Below are 17,388 nucleotides of genomic sequence, written 5' to 3'. Positions count from 1 at the left end.
GACCCCGTCGGTCAGCGGCTGCGCCACCACCGCCGCGATCGTGACCCGGAGCGCAACCGTCGCGCCCACCGGCGCACCGGGTTGGCCCGCCGGCCGTTCACGCGGAACGTGTGGAAGGCGCGTCGGGTCCGCACCCAGACGGACGGGAGGCCCGCCAACGGTCGCGCGGACACCTGCACGGTGAGCACGGGGTCGGCCACCACCCGCCAGGCCGGGTCGAGCTGCATGCTCAGGTCGACGTCGTCGTGCACCTCGGCGTCGTCGCGGTGCGCTCGCCCACCGACCGCGGCCCAGGTCGACCGGCGCATCGCCATGGCAGACCCGAACAGCGGCGGACGCCCGAGCGCGCTCCACATCAGGACGAAGTACGGGCCCATGTACACGGCGTTCCACAGTCGGCGCACCACGGCGCCACCGTTGCGGGGCCGTCCCGGACCGGTGACCGCGACGACCTCGGGGTCGGTGAGCAGCCGGACCGCGTCGGCGATCCAGGACGGCGGCGGGACGGAGTCGGCGTCGAGCCGCACGACGACGTCGCCGGACGCACGGTCGTAGCCGCGCGCCGAGGCCCGGGCGATCCCGCGCACCGGCTCCGTGAGCACGACCGCACCGGCGTCCCGGGCGATCGCCGCGCTGTCGTCGGTGCTGCCGTTGTCGACCACGACGACCTCGTCGGCCGGCCGGGTCTGGGCCGCGAGGGCGGCGAGGCACCGCCGCAGGTGCACGGCGTCGTCCCGCACGGGGATCACGACCGAGACACGGAGCACCCGTCGATCCAACCGGCTGTCGCCTGTGCGGATTGCCGGACCGCGTTTCCCGGTGATCCTGGGACCGGCCCAAGAGGGCACGGCGCACGTTCGTTGCGAAACGCCCCCGGTGCACGCCGGGGACGACGACAACCGGAAGGCCGACCATGACCACGAACCCACCCGGGAACGACTCCGGGACGCCCATCCACGACCGCACCGCAGCCTCCGAGGGGCACGAGGTCGCCCCCGGCGTGACGGTGCCGTCGTACGCCAGTGGTACCCCCGCCGCGCGACCCACCGACCCCGGTGCGCCCCAGACGTACGACCCGTACGGCGACAGCGCCGCCGAGGTGCCGTTCGACGCACCCCTCGACGCCGTCCCGGCCGACGAGCAGCTCCCCGCCGTCCCGTCCGCCGCATCCGCCGGCAGCTCCGGCAGCGCCGGCAGCGCCAGCGGCTCCGGTAGTGACTCGGGCAGCGGCTCCGGCAAGGCCGACGCGGCCAAGGGTGCCGCGCAGGACGTCGCCGGCGACGCCAAGGACAAGGCCGCGAACGTCGCGGGCACCGCCAAGGAGCAGGCGTCGAAGGTCGCCTCCGAGGCGACCGACCACGCCAAGCAGCTCTACGGCCAGGCGTCCGAGAACCTCAAGCAGCAGGCCGGCGAGCAGCAGCAGCGCGCTGCCGGCGGACTCCGCTCCCTCGGCGAGCAGCTCGGTCGCATGGCCGAGAACGACGACGAGCAGGGCGTCGCCTCGAAGGTCGTCCGGGACCTGTCGGGCCGCGCGACCTCGGCCGCCGGGTTCCTCGAGAACCGCGACCCGGGCTCGCTGCTCGACGAGGTGAAGACCTTCGCCGCGAAGCGCCCCGGCACCTTCATCGCGATCGCCGCCGGTGCTGGCCTGCTCGCCGGACGCCTGACCAAGGCGCTCGCGACCGAGGTCAAGCACGAGAAGGAGGCCGGCGACGGCACCACCGGATCGGGGAGTGGCGTATGAGCCAGTCCGTCCCCGGCGCGACACCCCTGGGTGAACCGACGCCCGAGGAGCGCGCCGCGACCACACCGCTCGGTGAGCTGCTGTCCGACGTGTCGCGTGACCTCTCCAGCCTGTTCCGGCAGGAGGTCGCCCTCGCGAAGGCCGAGCTGACCGACTCCGCGAAGAAGGCCGGCAAGGCGGGCGGGATGTTCGGCGGCGCCGGACTCACCGCCGTGTTCGCCCTGCTGTTCCTGTCGATCGCCGCGTGGTGGGGCCTCGGTTACCTGATCGGCAACGCCTGGTCCGCCCTGATCATCGCGGTCGTCTACGCGATCGTCGCCGCGATCCTGGCCGTCCGCGGGCGCAAGGAGATCAAGGAGATCAAGGGCGCCCCGCAGACGGTCGAGACCGCCAAGGAAGTCCCCGAGACACTCAAGCCCAACACCGGGAGGAAGCCATGAGCACCCCAGACGAGATCCGCGCCGACATCGAGCGCACCCGCGGCGAACTCGGCTCCGACGTCGACGCCCTCGCCGACAAGGTCAGCCCGTCGTCCATCGCCCACCGCCAGAGCGAGAAGGTGAAGGGCCGGTTCCATGACGTCCGTGAGTCCGTGATGGGCGCGGCCCAGTCGGCCCGCTCGAGCGCCTCCGGTTCCGCCTCGGGCGCGACCGGCCAGGCGAAGGACGTCGCGCAGAAGGGCGTCGAGAAGGCGAAGGGCAACCCCCTGGCCGTCGGCCTCATCGCGTTCGGTGCCGGTTGGCTCGTGTCGTCGCTCCTGCCGACCACCGAGAAGGAAGAAGAGCTCGCCGGTGAGCTGAAGGACAAGGCGGCACCGCTCGTCGACGAGGTCAAGGAGCAGGCGAAGGACGTCGGCTCGCAGCTCGGCGACGTTGCGAAGGAGCACGCGCAGGACCTCAACAGGACCGCGCAGGACGCCGCGCAGGCGGTCAAGGGCGAGGCGCAGGGGGCCGCGTCCGACGTCAAGGACAACGCGCAGGGTGCGGCGGACGACGTCCGCAGCAGCTGAGCGGAACCCCGTGACGGACAGGAGGCGCGGTGCCAGCTGGCACCGCGCCTCCGGTCCGTCACGCGGTAGCGTTCCGGGCATGGACCCGATCGACGAGCTCGCTGCGGAGCTCCGACAGTCCATCGGCCGGGTCGTGCGTGCCGCACGACGCGAGGCGGACGCGCTGCCGGCGACGCACACCACCACCCTCGGGTTCCTGCACCGCGAGGGCCCGATGACGATCGCGGAACTCGCGCGCCGCCGCGGCGTGAAGCACCAGGGGCAGTCCCGCACGGTGGGCGAGCTGGCCGACCTCGGCTACGTCGACCGGACGGCGTCGGACACCGACCGTCGAGCGTCGGTGATCCGGATCACGGACGCCGGCCGAGCCGCCCTGCACCGCGACATGGACGCCCGCACCGACTGGCTGGCCGACGCGATCCGCGAGGAGACCGACGCCGAGGAGCGTGCCCTGCTCCGCCGTCTGCCCGAGCTGTTCGAACGGGTCGCGCGCCGAGCCGACTGAACGACCGCTCACATTCTGGGCAGCCGCAGAAGTACAACACGGCTGTACAGTTGTTCGCATGGAGTTGACGAAGTACAACCACGCCACCGTCGTCCTCGAGCAGGACGGCGTCACCCTCGTCATCGACCCCGGGGTGTTCACGCCCGAGGCCGTCGACCTCGTCCGCGGCGCCGCGGGCGTCCTCGTCACGCACGACCACCCCGACCACTTCGACATCGACGCCCTGCGCGCGGGGCTCGCGGCGAACCCGGACCTCGTCGTCCGCGGTCCGGAGACCGTCGTCGAGCAGCTCGGCGAACACCACGGGCGGGTCGCAGCGGTGCGCGCCGGCGACACGATCACCGTCGGACCGTTCTCCGTCCGGGTCTTCGGCGAGCAGCACGCCGTCATCCACCCCGACATCCCCTCCACCGCGAACGTCGGCTACCTGGTGGACGGCGCGGTGTTCCACCCGGGCGACGCGTACCTCGAGCCCGGTGTCCCGGTGCCGACCCTGCTGCTGCCGACGAGCGGGCCGTGGACGAACACCGCCCAGGCCGTCGACTACGTGCGCGCCGTGGCGCCCGAGCGAGCGGTGCAGATCCACGAGGCGATGCTGAGCGAACTCGGCCAGCAGTCCGCCGCGCGCTTCCTCGGTCCGGACGGTCTCGGGCCGGTGCCCGTCCTGATCCTGCCGGCGGGGGAGACGATCACCGTCTGACGGACGCGGGCGGCCGCTGGGAGGCGATCCGGGCCTCCCGAGCAGCATGGTGGGATGGCCGACGCACCCACGACAGCAGTCCTCTTCGACATCGACGGCACCCTCGCCGACTCGAACTACGCGCACATCGACGCGTGGTGGCGGGCGTTCCTGGCGGCGGGGGAGTCCGTCGACGCCTGGCGCATCCACCGCGCGATCGGGATGGACTCGGCGAAGCTGCTCGAGACGCTGCTGCCGGACGCGTCCCAGGAGACCCGCGACACCGCGAAGCAGTTCCACACCGCCTACTACGCCGAGCAGATGCCGCGGCTCCGGCTGCTGCCGGGTGCACGCGAGCTCCTGCAGGCCGTCGCCGAGGCCGGGCACGCCGTGGTCCTGGCGACCAGTGCGCCCGAGTCCGAACTCGCCCGCCTGCGCGACCTGCTCGACGCGGGCGAGTGGGTCACCGCCGAGACCAGCTCCGAGGACGTCGAGCAGGCGAAGCCGGACCCCGGCATCATCCGGGTCGCGCTCGACAAGGCCGGGGTCTCCGCTGACGACGCCGTGATGGTCGGGGATGCCATGTGGGACGTCGAGTCCGCCGGCAAGGTGGGGGTGCAGTGCGTCGGCGTGATGACCGGCGGCATCGGCGGTGACGAGCTCCGCGGTGCCGGGGCGGCCGAGGTGTACGACGACGCGGCAGCCGTGCTCGCAGCGTTCCGCGCCGGCGAGGGCCCGATCGCGGCACTCGGCCAGCTCGGCTGACGGGCGGCGCCGGTCGCGCCTGACGGGCGGCGCCGGTCGCGCCCGACAGGCGCCTCGGTTTCCGCGTCGTCGCTCGCCCGTGCCAGGATCGACGTTCGTGATCACGATCGAACGCGTGTCCTGGGACGACCCCCGCAGCGTGGTGCTCCGCGCCCGCATGGACGACGAGATGCACGAGCGCTACGGGTCGGCGAACGCCGGCGAGGACCCGGCGGTCACCGCCGAGCGGGGTCGTGCGCTGAGCGTCGACCCGTCGACCGTCGTCACGTCGATCCTGGCTCTCGACGAGTCCGGCGAACCGGTCGGGCACATCGCCGTCCGGCGTCTGGGTGACGAGGTCGAACTGAAGCGCCTCATCGTGCTGGCCTCCGCGCGCGGCAAGGGTGCGGCCACCGCACTGCTCGACGAGTGCGAGCGCGTCGGCCGTGAACTCGGCGCCCCGCGGCTCATCCTGCAGACGGGCGACAAGCAGCCCGACGCCGTGGCGCTCTACCGGAAGACCGGCTGGGACCAGATCGACGTCTACGAGCCCTACGCCGCGACGATGCCGTGGTCGTTCTGCTTCGAGAAGACGCTCTGACTCGACCCGATCCAGATTGCACTTTCGAAGCGAGAGTGCAATTCTTGCTCGGTGAGCACCACCGAACGCACCCGCGCGCTGCGCCGACGCATGATCGTCGAGGCACGTCGGACGACGGTCGAACACGGGCTGCACGGCTTCACGATCGAGCAGCTCTGCGAGACCGTCGGGGTGTCGCGCCGCACGTTCTTCAACCACTTCGGGTCGAAGGACGACGCCGTGCTCGGCATCGAGCTCAACGCCGACGTCGAGGCGATCGACGCCTACGCCGCGGGCGGGATCGTCCCCGGCGAGCTCGACCCCCTCGGGTCGATCGTCGCGCTGGCGATCGACCAGTTCGGCCGGGTCGGGTTCGTCCGTGCCGACGAGGCCATGATGCGTCGGGTCTTCGAGCGGGAGCCGGCGCTCGTCGCGCGGTTCCTGTCGGCGACCGACGTGCAGCTCGCCCGGGTCACCGTGGCCGTGCGCCGTCGGTTCGGGTGGGACGACCCCGGCGACCGTCGGGCGCGCCTGGTGACCGAGGCCGCGGCCGCGCTGCTGAAGGTGACCGCGGAGACGTACTTCGACGACGCCTTCGACGAGGCCACCGGACCGACGTTCGACGAGCTGCTCACCGAGAACCTCCGCCTGCTCAGGGCGGTCACCACGACCGAACGGGAACACACCACATGAGCGCCACCGCGCCGGGCACCACCAAGCGTGCCCGCCCAGGCTCCGACGGCCCGCTGCTCCTGACGCAGCGTCGCATCTGGATCATCTTCTCCGCCCTGATCGCGGGGATGCTGCTCTCCAGCCTCGACCAGACCATCGTCTCCACCGCGATGCCGACCATCGTCGGCGAACTCGGTGGCGTCGCGCACCAGGCCTGGCTGACGACCGGGTACCTGCTCGCCTCCACCATCGTGATGCCCGTCTACGGCAAGTTCGGCGACGTCCTCGGTCGCCGCAACCTGTTCCTCATCGCCATCGCGCTGTTCACCATCGCGTCGGCCGGGTGCGCGTTCGCCACGGACTTCACGCAGCTCGTGGCGTTCCGCGCCATGCAGGGGCTCGGCGGCGGTGGCCTGATGATCCTGTCGCAGGCGATCATCGCGGACATCGTCCCGGCCTCGCAGCGCGGCAAGTACCTCGGCCCGCTCGGTGCGATCTTCGGCCTGTCCGCCATCGGTGGCCCGCTGCTCGGTGGCTTCTTCGTGGACCACCTCACCTGGAACTGGGCGTTCTACATCAACATCCCGGTCGGCATCGCGGCGTTCTTCGTGGCGTGGTTCGCGCTGACCCTGCCGAACAAGAAGGCGACGAAGCGCATCGACGTCCTCGGCGTGCTGTTCATGTCCGCCGCGACCACGTGCCTGGTGTTCTTCTCGGAGTTCGGCGGCAGCAAGGACCACGGCTGGGACGCCCCCGAGACCTGGGCCTGGTTCGCCGGTCTCGTCGTCTCGGCAGCGCTCCTGGTGTTCGTCGAGTCCCGTGCGCAGGACCCCGTGCTCCCGCTGTCGTTCTTCCGCAACCGCACCTTCCTGCTGGCCACCGGCATCGGCCTCGTGCTCGGTATCGGCATGTTCGCCGCGATCGGCTTCGTCCCGACGTTCCTGCAGATGGCCTCGGGTACCTCGGCTGCGGTCTCCGGCCTGCTGATGCTGCCGATGATGGCCGGCCTGATCGGCACCTCGATCGCCTCGGGTGTCCTGATCACCAAGACCGGGCGCTACCGGATGTTCCCGATCGTCGGCACGGTCCTGGTGGCCATCGCGATGCTCGCGATGACCCAGCTGGCGGCGGACACCCCGATCTGGCTGATCTGCGCGTACCTGTTCGTCTTCGGTGCCGGGCTCGGCCTGATCATGCAGGTGGTCGTCCTCGTCGCGCAGAACGCCGTGCCCGCCGAGCAGGTCGGGACCGCGACCTCGACGAACAACTACTTCCGCGAGGTCGGCGCCTCCCTCGGCACCGCCGTCTTCGGTGCGCTCTTCACGGCGCGGCTCACCACGTCGCTGACCGACGTGTTCCGCGGTGCCGGTGGGTCGGCGACCGATGCGGCGTCGTCGGCGGGGAGCATCGACCCGTCGACCGTCGCGGGCCTGCCGCCGGCGGTGCAGGACGGTGTGGTGAACGCCTACGCCGACTCGCTCGCACCGGTGTTCTGGTACCTGCTGCCTTTCATCGCGGTGGCGTTCCTGCTCGCGCTGTTCCTGCCGCAGATCACGCTCTCCGACACGGCCGGCATGGTCGCCCGTGGCGAGGCCGTCGGCGGCGACGAGGCCGACGAGCTCGAGCGCGCGCAGCGCGCGGCCCGTGCGGAGCACGCGGCGGCGCATCCGACGGACCGCACGCAGCAGTAGCCCGCCTCGCGAAAGCGACAGATCTGCGCGGAATGTCCGCGGACATCTGTCGCTTTCGCGGTCCTGCCGGGCGGTGGGCGGCAGGATCTGTCGCCCTGGCGGGGTGGTCGCGCCCGTCGCTCCCTGGAGGCGCGGTGCGGGCTGGCACCGGGCCTCCAGACCGGCGCGTCCGCGCCCACGGCGCGTGGCCAGCCCGCCTCCTTCGCGAAAGCGACAGTTCTCCGCGGAACATCCGCGTCGAACTGTCGCTTTCGTGGACCTGCCGCCTCGGACGTGCGAGATGTGTCGCTTTCGCGGGCCCGGCTCGGGCGCCGGCGCGGCGCGCTACGCGCCGGTGCTCGCGCGCGGCACGAGCCGCGTCGGCAGGGCCGCGGGCTCGGCGGCCGTGCCGTCGAGTGTCGCGAGGAGGCGCAGTGCCGCAGCCCGACCGAGGTCGGCGCCGGGCAGCGCCACGCTCGTCAACGCCGGCGCGGTGACCGACGACGACGGCAGGTCGTCGAAGCCCGCGACCGCGAGTGCGCCGGGGACGGCGATGCCGAGCGCGCCGGCGACCCGCAGGACTCCGTAGGCCAGGGTGTCCGCGGCCGCGACGACGGCGGTGACGTCGTCGTCCCGCCAGGCCTCGATGACGTGCTCGGTGGCCGAGGCCGCGGCCTCCACGGTCAGGTCGGCGCGGGCGGTGACCTCGGAGACCGTGATGCCGGCCTCCGCACAGGCCTGCTCGAACAGTTCGCGGCGCACGCCGAACGTCGCCGCCCTCGAGGTGCCGTCGAGGTAGCCCACGTGCCGGTGCCCCTGGTCGTGCAGGTGGGCGACGAGGTCGTGCACGCCGGTGGAGAGGTCGTAGTTGACGGCCTCGGGGCCGCCGGGGGCGTCGAGCAGCACCACGGGGACGCTCGCCGACATCGGCTCGTCGGCGGCCGGTGCGTCGACCAGGATGCCGGCCGGCCGGAGCCGTTCGAAGCGCCGGACGTCGGCCGCGACGGGCTGCGCACCCCGCTCGGTGACGGAGAGCACGAGCTGGAACCGGTCGCCCAGGGTGTCGCGGACGCCACGGATGACCTCGGCGAAGAACGGGTTCGACAGGTCGGGGGCGATGAACACGACGAGGTCGCCGCTGCCGCGCGCCAGCGAACTCGCGGCGTGGTCGACGACGTAGCCGAGGTCGTCCACGGCATCGCGGACCCGTGCGGCGATGGGAGCGGAGACCCGCCCGCGGTCCTTGCCGTTCACGACGAGGGAGACCGTGGCGATGCTCGTGCCCGCACGCTCGGCCACCATTGCAGCGGTCACACGACGGCTCGGAACGGCGGGGGAGGGCACCCGTCGATGCTAGCGAGCGTGGTGGTCGAACTTGACGTCAAGCGTTTGACGTGTTTCGATGTCAAACGCTTGACGCGCCACGTCGCCAGCGCTCTGCCGGCTCGTGGATCCCCACCACGTCGAGCACTCACCTCGATTCCCCGAAGAAGTGGAGCGCCCAGCGTGCCCGATGCGACCCAGCCCGCCGCGAAGATCATCCTCGACTGCGATCCCGGCCACGACGACGCCGTGGCGCTCCTGCTCGCCCACGGCAGCCCGGCCATCGACCTGCTCGCGGTGACCACCGTCGTCGGCAACCAGACCCTGCCGAAGGTCACCCGCAACGCCCTGGCCGTCGCCCGCATCGCCGGCATCACCGGGGTGCCGTTCGCCGCCGGCGCCGCCCGTCCGCTGCTGCGTCAGATCGAGGTCGCCCCGGACATCCACGGCGAGAGCGGCCTGGACGGCCCGATGCTCCCCGAGCCGTCGTTCGACCTCGACGAGCGCCACGCCGTCGACCTGATCATCGACACCGTGATGGCCCACGAGCCCGGCACGGTCACCCTCGTGCCGACCGGGGGCCTGACGAACATCGCCCTCGCGGCCCGCAAGGAGCCCCGTATCGTCGAGCGCGTCAAGCAGGTCGTGCTCATGGGCGGCGGCGTGCACGTCGGCAACTGGAGCCCGGTCGCCGAGTTCAACATCGTCATCGACCCCGAGGCCGCGGCCATCGTGTTCGAGGCCGGCTGGGACGTCGTGATGGTCGGCCTCGACCTGACGCACCAGGCCCTGGCCACCCCCGAGGTCGCCGCGCGCATCGCCGGCGTCGGGACCGCCCCCGCCGCGTTCGTCGGCGAGCTGCTCGACTTCTTCGGCCAGACCTACAAGGACGCCCAGGGCTTCGACGCCCCGCCGGTCCACGACCCCTGTGCCGTCGCGTACGTCATCGACCCCACGATCGTCCGCGCCGTGAAGGTCCCGATCCACGTCGAGACCCAGGGCGCGCTGACCCTCGGCATGACCGTCGCCGACTTCCGCGCCCCCGCACCCGAGGACTGCCGCACGAGCGCCGCGATGGAGCTCGACCACGGCCGCTTCTGGGACCTCGTCGTCGACGCCCTCGAGCGCATCGGCGAGACGGCCGACACCGGCTGGACCCCACGTGCCGCCGCCGACGCCGTCGAAGCCGGCATCACCACGACCCCGGAGCGCTGAACCCCCATGACCACCACCTCGACGAAGAAGTCGATCGGCGCCCTCACGGCCGCGCTCCTCGCCGCGTGCATCGCGTTCCAGCTGAACGCGAGCATGCTCAGCCCCGCCCTCGTCACGATGGCGCGCGAGCTCAACACCGACGACGCCACCATCGGGCTGTCGCAGACCCTGTACTTCACGCTCGCGGCGCTGTTCTCGCTGTTCCTGCCGCGGCTGTCCGACATCGTCGGCCGCAAGCGCGTGCTGATCGGCATGCTCGCCGTGATGCTCGTCGGCAGCATCGTCGCCGCGCTCGCGGTGAACGTGCCGATGCTGTTCGCCGGGCGCATCATCCAGGGCGTCACCGGTCCGGTCGTCCCCATCTGCCTGCTCGTCCTGCGCAACGAGATCAGCGACCCGAAGCGCTACGGTGCCGCCCTCGGCCTGCTCACCGCGGTGAACGGTGGCATCGCGGGTGTCGACGCCCTGGCCGGCGGCTGGATCGCGACGAACTTCGGGTTCCGCGGGATCTTCTGGGTCATCGCCGTCGTCACCGTCCTCGCCCTGTTCCTGGTCGCCGTCTGGGGCGTCGAGTCGAAGCCCTCGGCCGGCACCCGGATGGACTGGATCGGCGTCGTCCCCCTCGTGGTGAGCGTCGGTGCGCTGCTCACGGCGTTCAACGAGGCCGGCAAGCTCGGCGCGGCGAACCCCGTGCTCGTGGTCGGTGGCGTCGTCGTCGCGCTCGTCGCCTTCGCGGTGTTCTGGGCCGTCGAGTCGCGGGTGCGGGAACCCCTGGTCGAGACCCGGTTCCTGCAGCGCCGGGCGACCTGGGCGCTCCTGGCGACGACGTTCCTGACGATGACGGGCGTCTTCGCGGTCGTCAACGGCCTGGTCACCTCGCTCGCGCAGAACGGGGACGCCGGCTTCGGCATGGAGGCTGACCTGGCCTCGCTCGTGTTCCTGACCCCGTACGCGCTGGTCGGCTGGATCGTCGGACCCTTCGCCGGGCGCCTCGCCCCGACCATCGGGTACCGCGCCGTCCTGCGCTTCGGCCTGATCGGCAGCATCGTCTCGACCGTCCTGATGGCGCTCGTCGGGGTGCACTCCCTGCCGGTCCTGGTCACCGCGACCTTGCTGATCGGCATCACCTACGCCGGCATCGCGAACATCATCCTGAACGGCCTGGGCATCGTGCTGTCGCCGGAGTCGAACCCCGGGTTCCTGCCCGGCCTGAACGCCGGTGCGTTCAACCTCGGCGCCGGGGTCAGCTTCGCCGTCCTGCCCGCGCTGCAGATCGCGCTCGGCGTCGGCGGTTCCGCGGGCACCGCCGGGTACTCCGGTGGCATGCTGCTCGGGGCCGCGATCACGACCGTCGCACTCGCGATCTCGTTCCTCATCCCCCGTCCGGAGAGCGCCGAGACCACGTCCGTCGCCCCGCAGAAGGAGACCGTCCGTTGACCGAGAGCATCGTCGTCGTCGGGTCGCTCAACGCGGACCTGGTGGTCCGCACCGAGCGCTTCCCCCAGCCCGGTGAGACCCTGCAGGGCTCCGACCTCGCGATCCTGCCCGGGGGCAAGTCCGCCAACCAGGCGGTGGCTGCCGGGAGGCTCGGGGGCACGGTGCGCATGATCGGTGCGGTCGGCGACGACGGGAACGGTGCGCTGCTCCGCGACTCCGTCGCGGCTGCGGGTGTCGACACGACGCACGTCGCCGTCCGTGAGGGCGTCGCGACCGGCACCGCCGTCATCACGGTCGACGCCGCAGGCGAGAACACCATCGTGATCTCCGCCGGGGCGAACGGCACACTGACGCCGGAAGACGTGCCGACCGACGCCTTCGCCGGCGCCGCGGTGCTGGGCCTCTGCCTCGAGGTGTCGATCGACGTCGTCCTCGCCGCCGCCCGGGCCGCGCACGCCGCCGGGGTCACGGTGCTCACGAACCTGTCGCCGTTCGGCACCGTGCCGGCCGAGCTCCTCGAGCTGACCGACGTCCTGCTGGTGAACGAGCACGAGGCCGCGGCGCTCGGTGACCACGGCGTCGGGCGGTCGATCGTCACCCGCGGTGGTGCCGGCTGCGTCGTGCACGACGGGGGTGTCGAGCCGGTGTCGATCAACGCCGTGCGGGTCGAGCCGGTGGACACCACGGGCTGCGGCGACGCCTTCATGGGGGCGGTGGCGCTGCGTCTGGCGGCGGGGGACGCCCTCGTCGACGCCGCTCGGTTCGCGGTGGGGGTCGGGGCGTACGCCGCGACCAAGCCGGGCGCACAGGCCTCGTACCCGACCACCGCCGAGCTGGAGGCGTTCCTGCGGGCGGAGGGCGGGCCTCCAGACCGTTAGCGTTGTCCCCATGCGCGTGGGAGTCCTCGACATCGGGTCCAACACCGGCCACCTGCTCGTGGTGGACGCCCACGGCGGCGCTGCGCCGCTGCCGGCGTCCTCGTTCAAACAGCCCCTGCGGCTGGCCGAGCACCTGGACGACTCGGGCGCGGTGACCCAGCAGGGGATCGACGCCCTGACCACCTTCGTCGCCGACGCCGTCCGCGTCGCCGAGGAGCGCGGGTGCGAGGACATGCTCGCGTTCGCGACCTCGGCGGTGCGCGACGCCGGCAACTCCGAGGCCGTGCTCGCCCACGTCGAGGCCTCCACCGGGGTCGAGCTGGCCGTCCTGTCCGGCTCCGACGAGGCCCGGTTGACGTTCCTGGCCGTTCGCCGGTGGTTCGGCTGGTCCGCCGGTCGCCTGGCGGTCTTCGACATCGGCGGTGGCTCGCTCGAGATCGCCGGCGGCGCCGACGAGGCACCGGACGTCGCGTGGTCGATGCCGATCGGCGCCGCACGTCTGGCGCGCTCCTACTTCGCCGCCGGCACCCCGACCGAGGACGACGTCCGCCGCATCCGGCACGAGATCCGTGTGGAGATCGCCCGGGACGCCGGACGGTTGCTCCGCTCGGGCCGCCCGGACCGGGCCGTGGCGACGTCGAAGACGTTCCGGTCGATCGCCCGGATCTGCGGGGCCGCGCCGTCCGCTGCCGGGCCCCTGGTGCCGCGCGCGCTCGACGGCGCGGTGCTGCGGCAGCGGCTGCCGGAGCTGCTGACGATGTCGGTCGACGAGCTCGCGGCGTTGCCCGGTGTCTCACCGAGCCGGGCGCACCAGGTGGTGCCGGGCGCACTCGTCGCCGAGGCGTGCCTGGACATCTTCGACCTGCCGGCGCTGGAGATCTGCCCGTGGGCGCTCCGCGAGGGCGTGATCCTCGAGCGGCTCGACCAGTTGTCGGTGCTCGGCAACTCCCAGTAGTGACCGTTATGGTCAGTACATGACCAAATCGGACACTCCCCGTGCGCTCGTCGCCGGCGCACTCTGGACGGTCGCGGGAGTCGGCTGGCTCGTCGGCGAAGCCGTCTCGGCGTCGGCGTTCCCCGGCTACCGCTACGCGACGAACTACATCTCCGACCTCGGGGTCCCCGACGTCGGCACGTTCCAGGGGCGGTCGATCGACTCACCGCTGCACGTGCTCATGAACGCGACGTTCATCGGGCAGGGCGTCCTGTTCGGGATCGCAGCGGTGCTCGCCGCCGTGGTGTTCCGCGCCGCGTCCCGCCGTGCGCGGATGGCGACCGCGGTCCTCGCCGTGGTCCACCTGGTCGGGATGGTCCTGGTCGGCTCGTTCCACGGTAGCCAGACGAGCACCGACGGCGGCACCATCGTGTTCCACGTGCTCGGCGCCGCGGCAGCGATCACGACCGGCAACCTCGTGGCGATCACCGCCGGCATCGGGTCCGGGGCGCTGCGGGCACCGGCGGCCTACCGGATCGCGAGCGTCGTGCTCGGGATCGTCGGCCTCGTCTCCCTCGTGATGCTCGTCGTGGACTCGTCGTCGACGGTGATCGAGGTGCTCCCCGACGGCGTGTGGGAGCGTGCGTCCGTGTACACGATCGTCGCGTGGGAGCTCCTGACCGGGATCACTCTGCTGGTCGCGGGGACACGGCGACTGCGGACGGCGCGGGCTTCGGCGGTCGGCGCGTGACCCGCCCTGCGCGCCGGGCTCGGCCCCCTGCCGAGGAGATCAACGGGGGTGTCCTGGACATCACCGCCGGACTCATCGCCCGACGCGGCATCAAGGACACCGCCGTGCAGGCCGTCGCCGACCAGGCCGGCTACTCGAAGGCGGGCATCCTCGCCCGGTTCACGAGCAAGGAGCTGCTCGTCGAGGCCGCGCTCGCGCAGTGCACCGCGCAGACCGAGGCGATCCGGGCAGCTGCCACCGCCGCCCCCGCGGGGGAGCCCCGCGACGCCGCGGCGCTCGCGGGCATCGCCGACCTCGCCCTCGTCCGGCCGGGGTGGGCTGAGCTCGCGCTCGCGGCCTTCACCCTGCGACGCGGGGACGACGTCGGCGTCCGGCTCGAACCGGTCGCAGCGACGCTCCTCGACGTGTTCGGCATCGACATGGCCGACGCCACGGCCACCCCGCTCGACCGGCGTGCACGGGTCTCCGGGGCGTTCGGAGCGATCGTGATGCTCGCGCTGACGTACGAGACCGAGGCTTCCGCGGCGGAGGCCCGGCCGCACATGCTGCAGATCGGATGGGACGCCCTCGGCCACGACGGGCCCGTGCCGCTCGGGGTCGTCGGCTAGGCCCGCTCGGACCTCGGCGGAGCGAGCAGCCACGGACGGATCAGCTTCGTCACGAACGGCAGCACCCAGAACGTCATGATCGGCGTGAGCACGACGGTCGTGATGAGCACCCGGGGCAGGATCGCGACGTGCGCGAACGCGGGGACGAGCCAGGCCGTCAGGTACGTGAACGCGAGGTTCACCGGGAAGAAGCCGAGCCAGATGCTCACGGACTGCTTCCACCGCGGGGGAGCGCTCGAGGCCGGGGCATCCTGCGGGACGTCGAACCACCCCTCGATGCCGGTGCGCTTCTCGACGCGGGACTCCACCACCAGGTCACGGCCCAGGTCGAGCCACCGCAGCCGGTCGTCGGAGTTCTCCCACGTCGCCAGGGAGTCGTGGTCGGCGAACCGGTAGAGCATGTGCCACTCGCGGGACTGCGCGGTGGAACGCACCCACCCCGAGCCGAGGAAGCCGGGGTAGCGGTTCGCCAGGTTCACCCCGGACTGCACCCAGCGGGTGACCTCGGGGATGCGGTCGGGTTCGACCAGGCGGGTGACGGAGACGGTGACGGGCGGGCCTGCGGTCTCGGATGACGACTGCAGGCTCCCAGGCTCTTGTGGAGTCATCCGACCAGTGTCGCGGACCCGTGTTTCCGGCTCGTGACACGTGCCTCGCGCGTCGGCTGAACGGATCCGCGTCGTCCTTCGACCACCGTCCCAGGCGGGTGCAAGACGATCATCTGGCGAACGCACCACCGAGAGGACCCCGATGCCCCACCCCGAGCCCACCACCACCCTCATCGCCACCGTCGACGGGCCCGACGGCGGCACGTACGAGGTGCGGCGGCTGACGCTCCCGACCGGTGCGTCGACCGGCTGGCACCAGCACGACGCACGCCAGACGGGTCTCGTGGTGCGCGGTGCGCTGACGCACGTCACCGAAGAGGCCACTCGGGTCGTCGGGCCGGGGCAGGCCCTGGTCGAGGAGCCGCGCATCGTGCACGACGGCCGCAGCACCGGCACGGAGGACGCCGAGCTGCTCTACGTCGCCCACCTGCCGGCAGGTGCAGCGGCGTCGACCCCGGGCGAGGCGCCACCGAGCGAGGGGCCGGTCCGCAGCGCGTTCGTGACGGTCCCGCTGGGGCGGCCGCAGTTCGTGCACGCGCTGCGCTACACCGCGATGTACGCGCCGAAGCCCTTCGCCGAGGCCCTGCTCGTCTACCGGGACAACGGCACGTACACGATCCTGTCCCCGGGTGAGGACCACCACGGCTGCTACGTCTCGGCGACCGATCCCGCCGAGGGGATGCGGCACGTCGCGTTCATGTCGTGGCCGTCCGCGGACTGGGGCCGGAACATCGCTTCGCACACCCTGACCTTCGAGGCCGCGAGCGGGGCGTTCACCCAGGAGCTCCGGTTGCCGGGTGACCCGGTCCCGCGGGCGCAGTACGGGTACGCGGTGCCCGTCGAGGACCCGGAGTCGATCGACACCGGCGCCGGGTGGGCGACGCTCCGCCAGCAGTACGCCGGGGTGTTCACCACGCTCGAGCGCCTGGCGGGCGGCGGGTCGACCGCGGCCTGAGCGGTCAGCTCGCCTGCTTCTTGGCGGCGGGCTTCTTGGCCGGGGCCTTCTTGACCGGGGCCTTCTTCGGCGCCGACTTCGCGGTGGCCTTCTCCGTCGTGCTCTCCGCGGCCTTCTTGGCGGGCGCCTTCTTCGCCGGCGCCTTCCTGCCGGAGCTGGACGTGCCGGAGCCGGACGTGCCCGAGCCGGAACCGGACGACGACCGTGCGGTCGATGACGAACGCGACCCCGAGCCTCCTGTCCGCTTCTTGTCGACGGACGCACGCAGGGCGGCCATCAGGTCGAGCACGTCACCGCCCTCGTCGTCGTCCTCGTCGTCCTGCGCGCCGAAGGTCTTCTCGGTGTCGATGTCGTCGCCTGCCTCGAGCTTGGCGTCGATCAGCTGCTGCAGTTCCTCCTGGTAGGAGTCGGTGTAGCGGTCGGGGTCGAAGTCGGTGGACATGCTCTCGACGAGCGAGGACGACATCTTCAACTCGTTGGCGCTGACCTTCACCGTCGTGTCGAGCGTCTTGAAGTCGGCGGCGCGGACCTCGTCGCCCCAGAGCAGCCCCTGCAGCAGGATGACCTCGTCGTGCACCCGGAGCACCCCGAGCCGGGTCTTCTGCCGCAGGGTGAACTGCACGATCGCCAGACGGTCGGTCTTCGCCAGGGTCTCGCGCAGCAGCACGTACGCCTTCGGCGAGCGCGAGTCGGGCTCCAGGTAGTAGGTCTTCTCGAACATCATCGGGTCGACCTGCTCGACGGGGACGAACTCGAGCACCTCGACCTCGTGCGACTGCTCCTCGGGGAGCTGCTTGAAGTCGTCCGCGGTGAGCACCACGGTCTTGTCGCCGTCGTCGTAGGCGCGCTGGATGTCCGCGTACTCGACCTCGTGGCCGAACTCGCACACCCGCTTGTACCGGATGCGGCCCTTGTCCTCGTCGTGGACCTGGTGCAGGGACACGTCGTGCGTCTCGGTGGCCGCGTAGACCTTGATGGGCACGTTGACGAGCCCGAACGCGATGGAGCCCTTCCAGATCGACCTCATGCGCACATGATGCCCGCCCGCACGCGTGCGTGCCCGGAGCCGTCGGTTC

General features: G+C 72.0%; 20 protein-coding genes. 16 read left to right on the top strand and 4 right to left on the bottom strand.

The features are described 5' to 3' along the window. Positions 1-11: 11 nt before the first annotated feature. Positions 12-767 (bottom strand): glycosyltransferase family 2 protein, encoded by a 756-nt coding sequence (locus tag QRN49_RS05130; protein ID WP_244993350.1) that lies wholly within the window; start codon positions 765-767, stop codon positions 12-14. A 146-nt stretch (positions 768-913) separates the two neighbouring features. On the opposite strand from QRN49_RS05130, the gene QRN49_RS05125 reads away from it, so the two are divergent. From QRN49_RS05125 to QRN49_RS05085, 9 genes are all read left to right on the top strand, one after another. Further along, positions 914-1,744, top strand: coding sequence for a hypothetical protein (locus QRN49_RS05125; protein WP_284754168.1), 831 nt, complete (start codon positions 914-916; stop codon positions 1,742-1,744). Continuing rightward, positions 1,741-2,184: a phage holin family protein gene (locus QRN49_RS05120; protein WP_051597109.1), complete on the top strand. Its 444-nt coding sequence runs from the start codon at positions 1,741-1,743 to the stop codon at positions 2,182-2,184. The genes QRN49_RS05125 and QRN49_RS05120 overlap by 4 nt, the downstream gene beginning before the upstream one ends. Next, positions 2,181-2,753 carry a DUF3618 domain-containing protein gene (locus QRN49_RS05115; RefSeq protein WP_284754163.1) on the top strand — a complete coding sequence of 191 codons (573 nt, stop codon included), beginning with the start codon at positions 2,181-2,183 and terminating at the stop codon, positions 2,751-2,753. Before QRN49_RS05120 ends, QRN49_RS05115 begins: the two co-directional genes overlap by 4 nt. A gap of 79 nt (positions 2,754-2,832) precedes the next feature. After that, on the top strand, positions 2,833-3,258 hold the full coding sequence (locus QRN49_RS05110; protein ID WP_284754161.1) for a MarR family winged helix-turn-helix transcriptional regulator: 426 nt from the start codon (positions 2,833-2,835) through the stop codon (positions 3,256-3,258). Positions 3,259-3,316: 58 nt separating this feature from the next. Then, on the top strand, positions 3,317-3,958 hold the full coding sequence (locus QRN49_RS05105) for an MBL fold metallo-hydrolase (RefSeq protein ID WP_284754159.1): 642 nt from the start codon (positions 3,317-3,319) through the stop codon (positions 3,956-3,958). A 54-nt stretch (positions 3,959-4,012) separates the two neighbouring features. Further along, positions 4,013-4,702, top strand: a complete 690-nt coding sequence (locus tag QRN49_RS05100) for an HAD family hydrolase (RefSeq protein ID WP_284754157.1) — start codon at positions 4,013-4,015, stop codon at positions 4,700-4,702. A 97-nt stretch (positions 4,703-4,799) separates the two neighbouring features. Next, entirely contained in the window at positions 4,800-5,282 is a 483-nt protein-coding gene (locus tag QRN49_RS05095; RefSeq protein WP_246566111.1) for a GNAT family N-acetyltransferase, read from the top strand. Between the two features lie 51 nt (positions 5,283-5,333). Next, entirely contained in the window at positions 5,334-5,954 is a 621-nt protein-coding gene (locus tag QRN49_RS05090; RefSeq protein ID WP_260688197.1) for a TetR/AcrR family transcriptional regulator, read from the top strand. Further along, the gene (locus QRN49_RS05085) at positions 5,951-7,624 is read left to right on the top strand and encodes an MDR family MFS transporter (protein WP_284754149.1); all 1,674 of its coding nucleotides are present in this window, start codon (positions 5,951-5,953) and stop codon (positions 7,622-7,624) included. Before QRN49_RS05090 ends, QRN49_RS05085 begins: the two co-directional genes overlap by 4 nt. Positions 7,625-7,948: 324 nt before the next feature. On the opposite strand, the gene QRN49_RS05080 is transcribed toward QRN49_RS05085, so the two are convergent. Then, positions 7,949-8,947 (bottom strand): LacI family DNA-binding transcriptional regulator, encoded by a 999-nt coding sequence (locus tag QRN49_RS05080; RefSeq protein ID WP_284754148.1) that lies wholly within the window; start codon positions 8,945-8,947, stop codon positions 7,949-7,951. Between the two features lie 162 nt (positions 8,948-9,109). On the opposite strand from QRN49_RS05080, the gene uriH reads away from it, so the two are divergent. The 6 genes from uriH to QRN49_RS05050 are packed head-to-tail and all read left to right on the top strand — an operon-like array spanning position 9,110 to position 14,749. Beyond that, entirely contained in the window at positions 9,110-10,141 is a 1,032-nt protein-coding gene (gene uriH, locus QRN49_RS05075) for a uridine-preferring nucleoside hydrolase UriH (protein WP_027467145.1), read from the top strand. A 6-nt stretch (positions 10,142-10,147) separates the two neighbouring features. Next, positions 10,148-11,578, top strand: a complete 1,431-nt coding sequence (gene uriT / locus QRN49_RS05070; RefSeq protein WP_284754147.1) for a uridine transporter UriT — start codon at positions 10,148-10,150, stop codon at positions 11,576-11,578. Then, a complete protein-coding gene (locus QRN49_RS05065) occupies positions 11,575-12,456 on the top strand; it encodes a ribokinase (protein ID WP_284754146.1) in 882 nt (293 codons plus the stop codon). Before uriT ends, QRN49_RS05065 begins: the two co-directional genes overlap by 4 nt. A 10-nt stretch (positions 12,457-12,466) precedes the next feature. Next, complete coding sequence (locus QRN49_RS05060) at positions 12,467-13,411, top strand: Ppx/GppA family phosphatase (protein ID WP_071404863.1); 945 nt, start codon at positions 12,467-12,469, stop codon at positions 13,409-13,411. Positions 13,412-13,430: 19 nt separating this feature from the next. Beyond that, the gene (locus QRN49_RS05055; RefSeq protein WP_284754145.1) at positions 13,431-14,141 is read left to right on the top strand and encodes a DUF998 domain-containing protein; all 711 of its coding nucleotides are present in this window, start codon (positions 13,431-13,433) and stop codon (positions 14,139-14,141) included. Beyond that, positions 14,138-14,749, top strand: a complete 612-nt coding sequence (locus QRN49_RS05050; protein ID WP_284754144.1) for a TetR/AcrR family transcriptional regulator — start codon at positions 14,138-14,140, stop codon at positions 14,747-14,749. Before QRN49_RS05055 ends, QRN49_RS05050 begins: the two co-directional genes overlap by 4 nt. On the opposite strand, the gene QRN49_RS05045 is transcribed toward QRN49_RS05050, so the two are convergent. Beyond that, positions 14,746-15,357 (bottom strand): antibiotic biosynthesis monooxygenase, encoded by a 612-nt coding sequence (locus QRN49_RS05045; RefSeq protein WP_035809639.1) that lies wholly within the window; start codon positions 15,355-15,357, stop codon positions 14,746-14,748. The two genes, QRN49_RS05050 and QRN49_RS05045, sit on opposite strands and share 4 nt — an antisense overlap. A 142-nt stretch (positions 15,358-15,499) precedes the next feature. On the opposite strand from QRN49_RS05045, the gene QRN49_RS05040 reads away from it, so the two are divergent. After that, positions 15,500-16,312: a cupin domain-containing protein gene (locus QRN49_RS05040; RefSeq protein WP_284754143.1), complete on the top strand. Its 813-nt coding sequence runs from the start codon at positions 15,500-15,502 to the stop codon at positions 16,310-16,312. Positions 16,313-16,316: 4 nt separating this feature from the next. On the opposite strand, the gene ku is transcribed toward QRN49_RS05040, so the two are convergent. Further along, the gene (gene ku / locus QRN49_RS05035) at positions 16,317-17,339 is read right to left on the bottom strand and encodes a non-homologous end joining protein Ku (RefSeq protein ID WP_284754140.1); all 1,023 of its coding nucleotides are present in this window, start codon (positions 17,337-17,339) and stop codon (positions 16,317-16,319) included. Positions 17,340-17,388 lie beyond the last annotated feature (49 nt).

The sequence above is a fragment of the Curtobacterium sp. ME-Dv--P-122a genome, assembly GCF_030209645.1.
Classification (GTDB): Bacteria; Actinomycetota; Actinomycetes; order Actinomycetales; family Microbacteriaceae; genus Curtobacterium; species Curtobacterium flaccumfaciens.
Note: the sequence above shows the minus strand (reverse complement) of the source record. Positions and strands in the feature narration are given on the sequence as shown.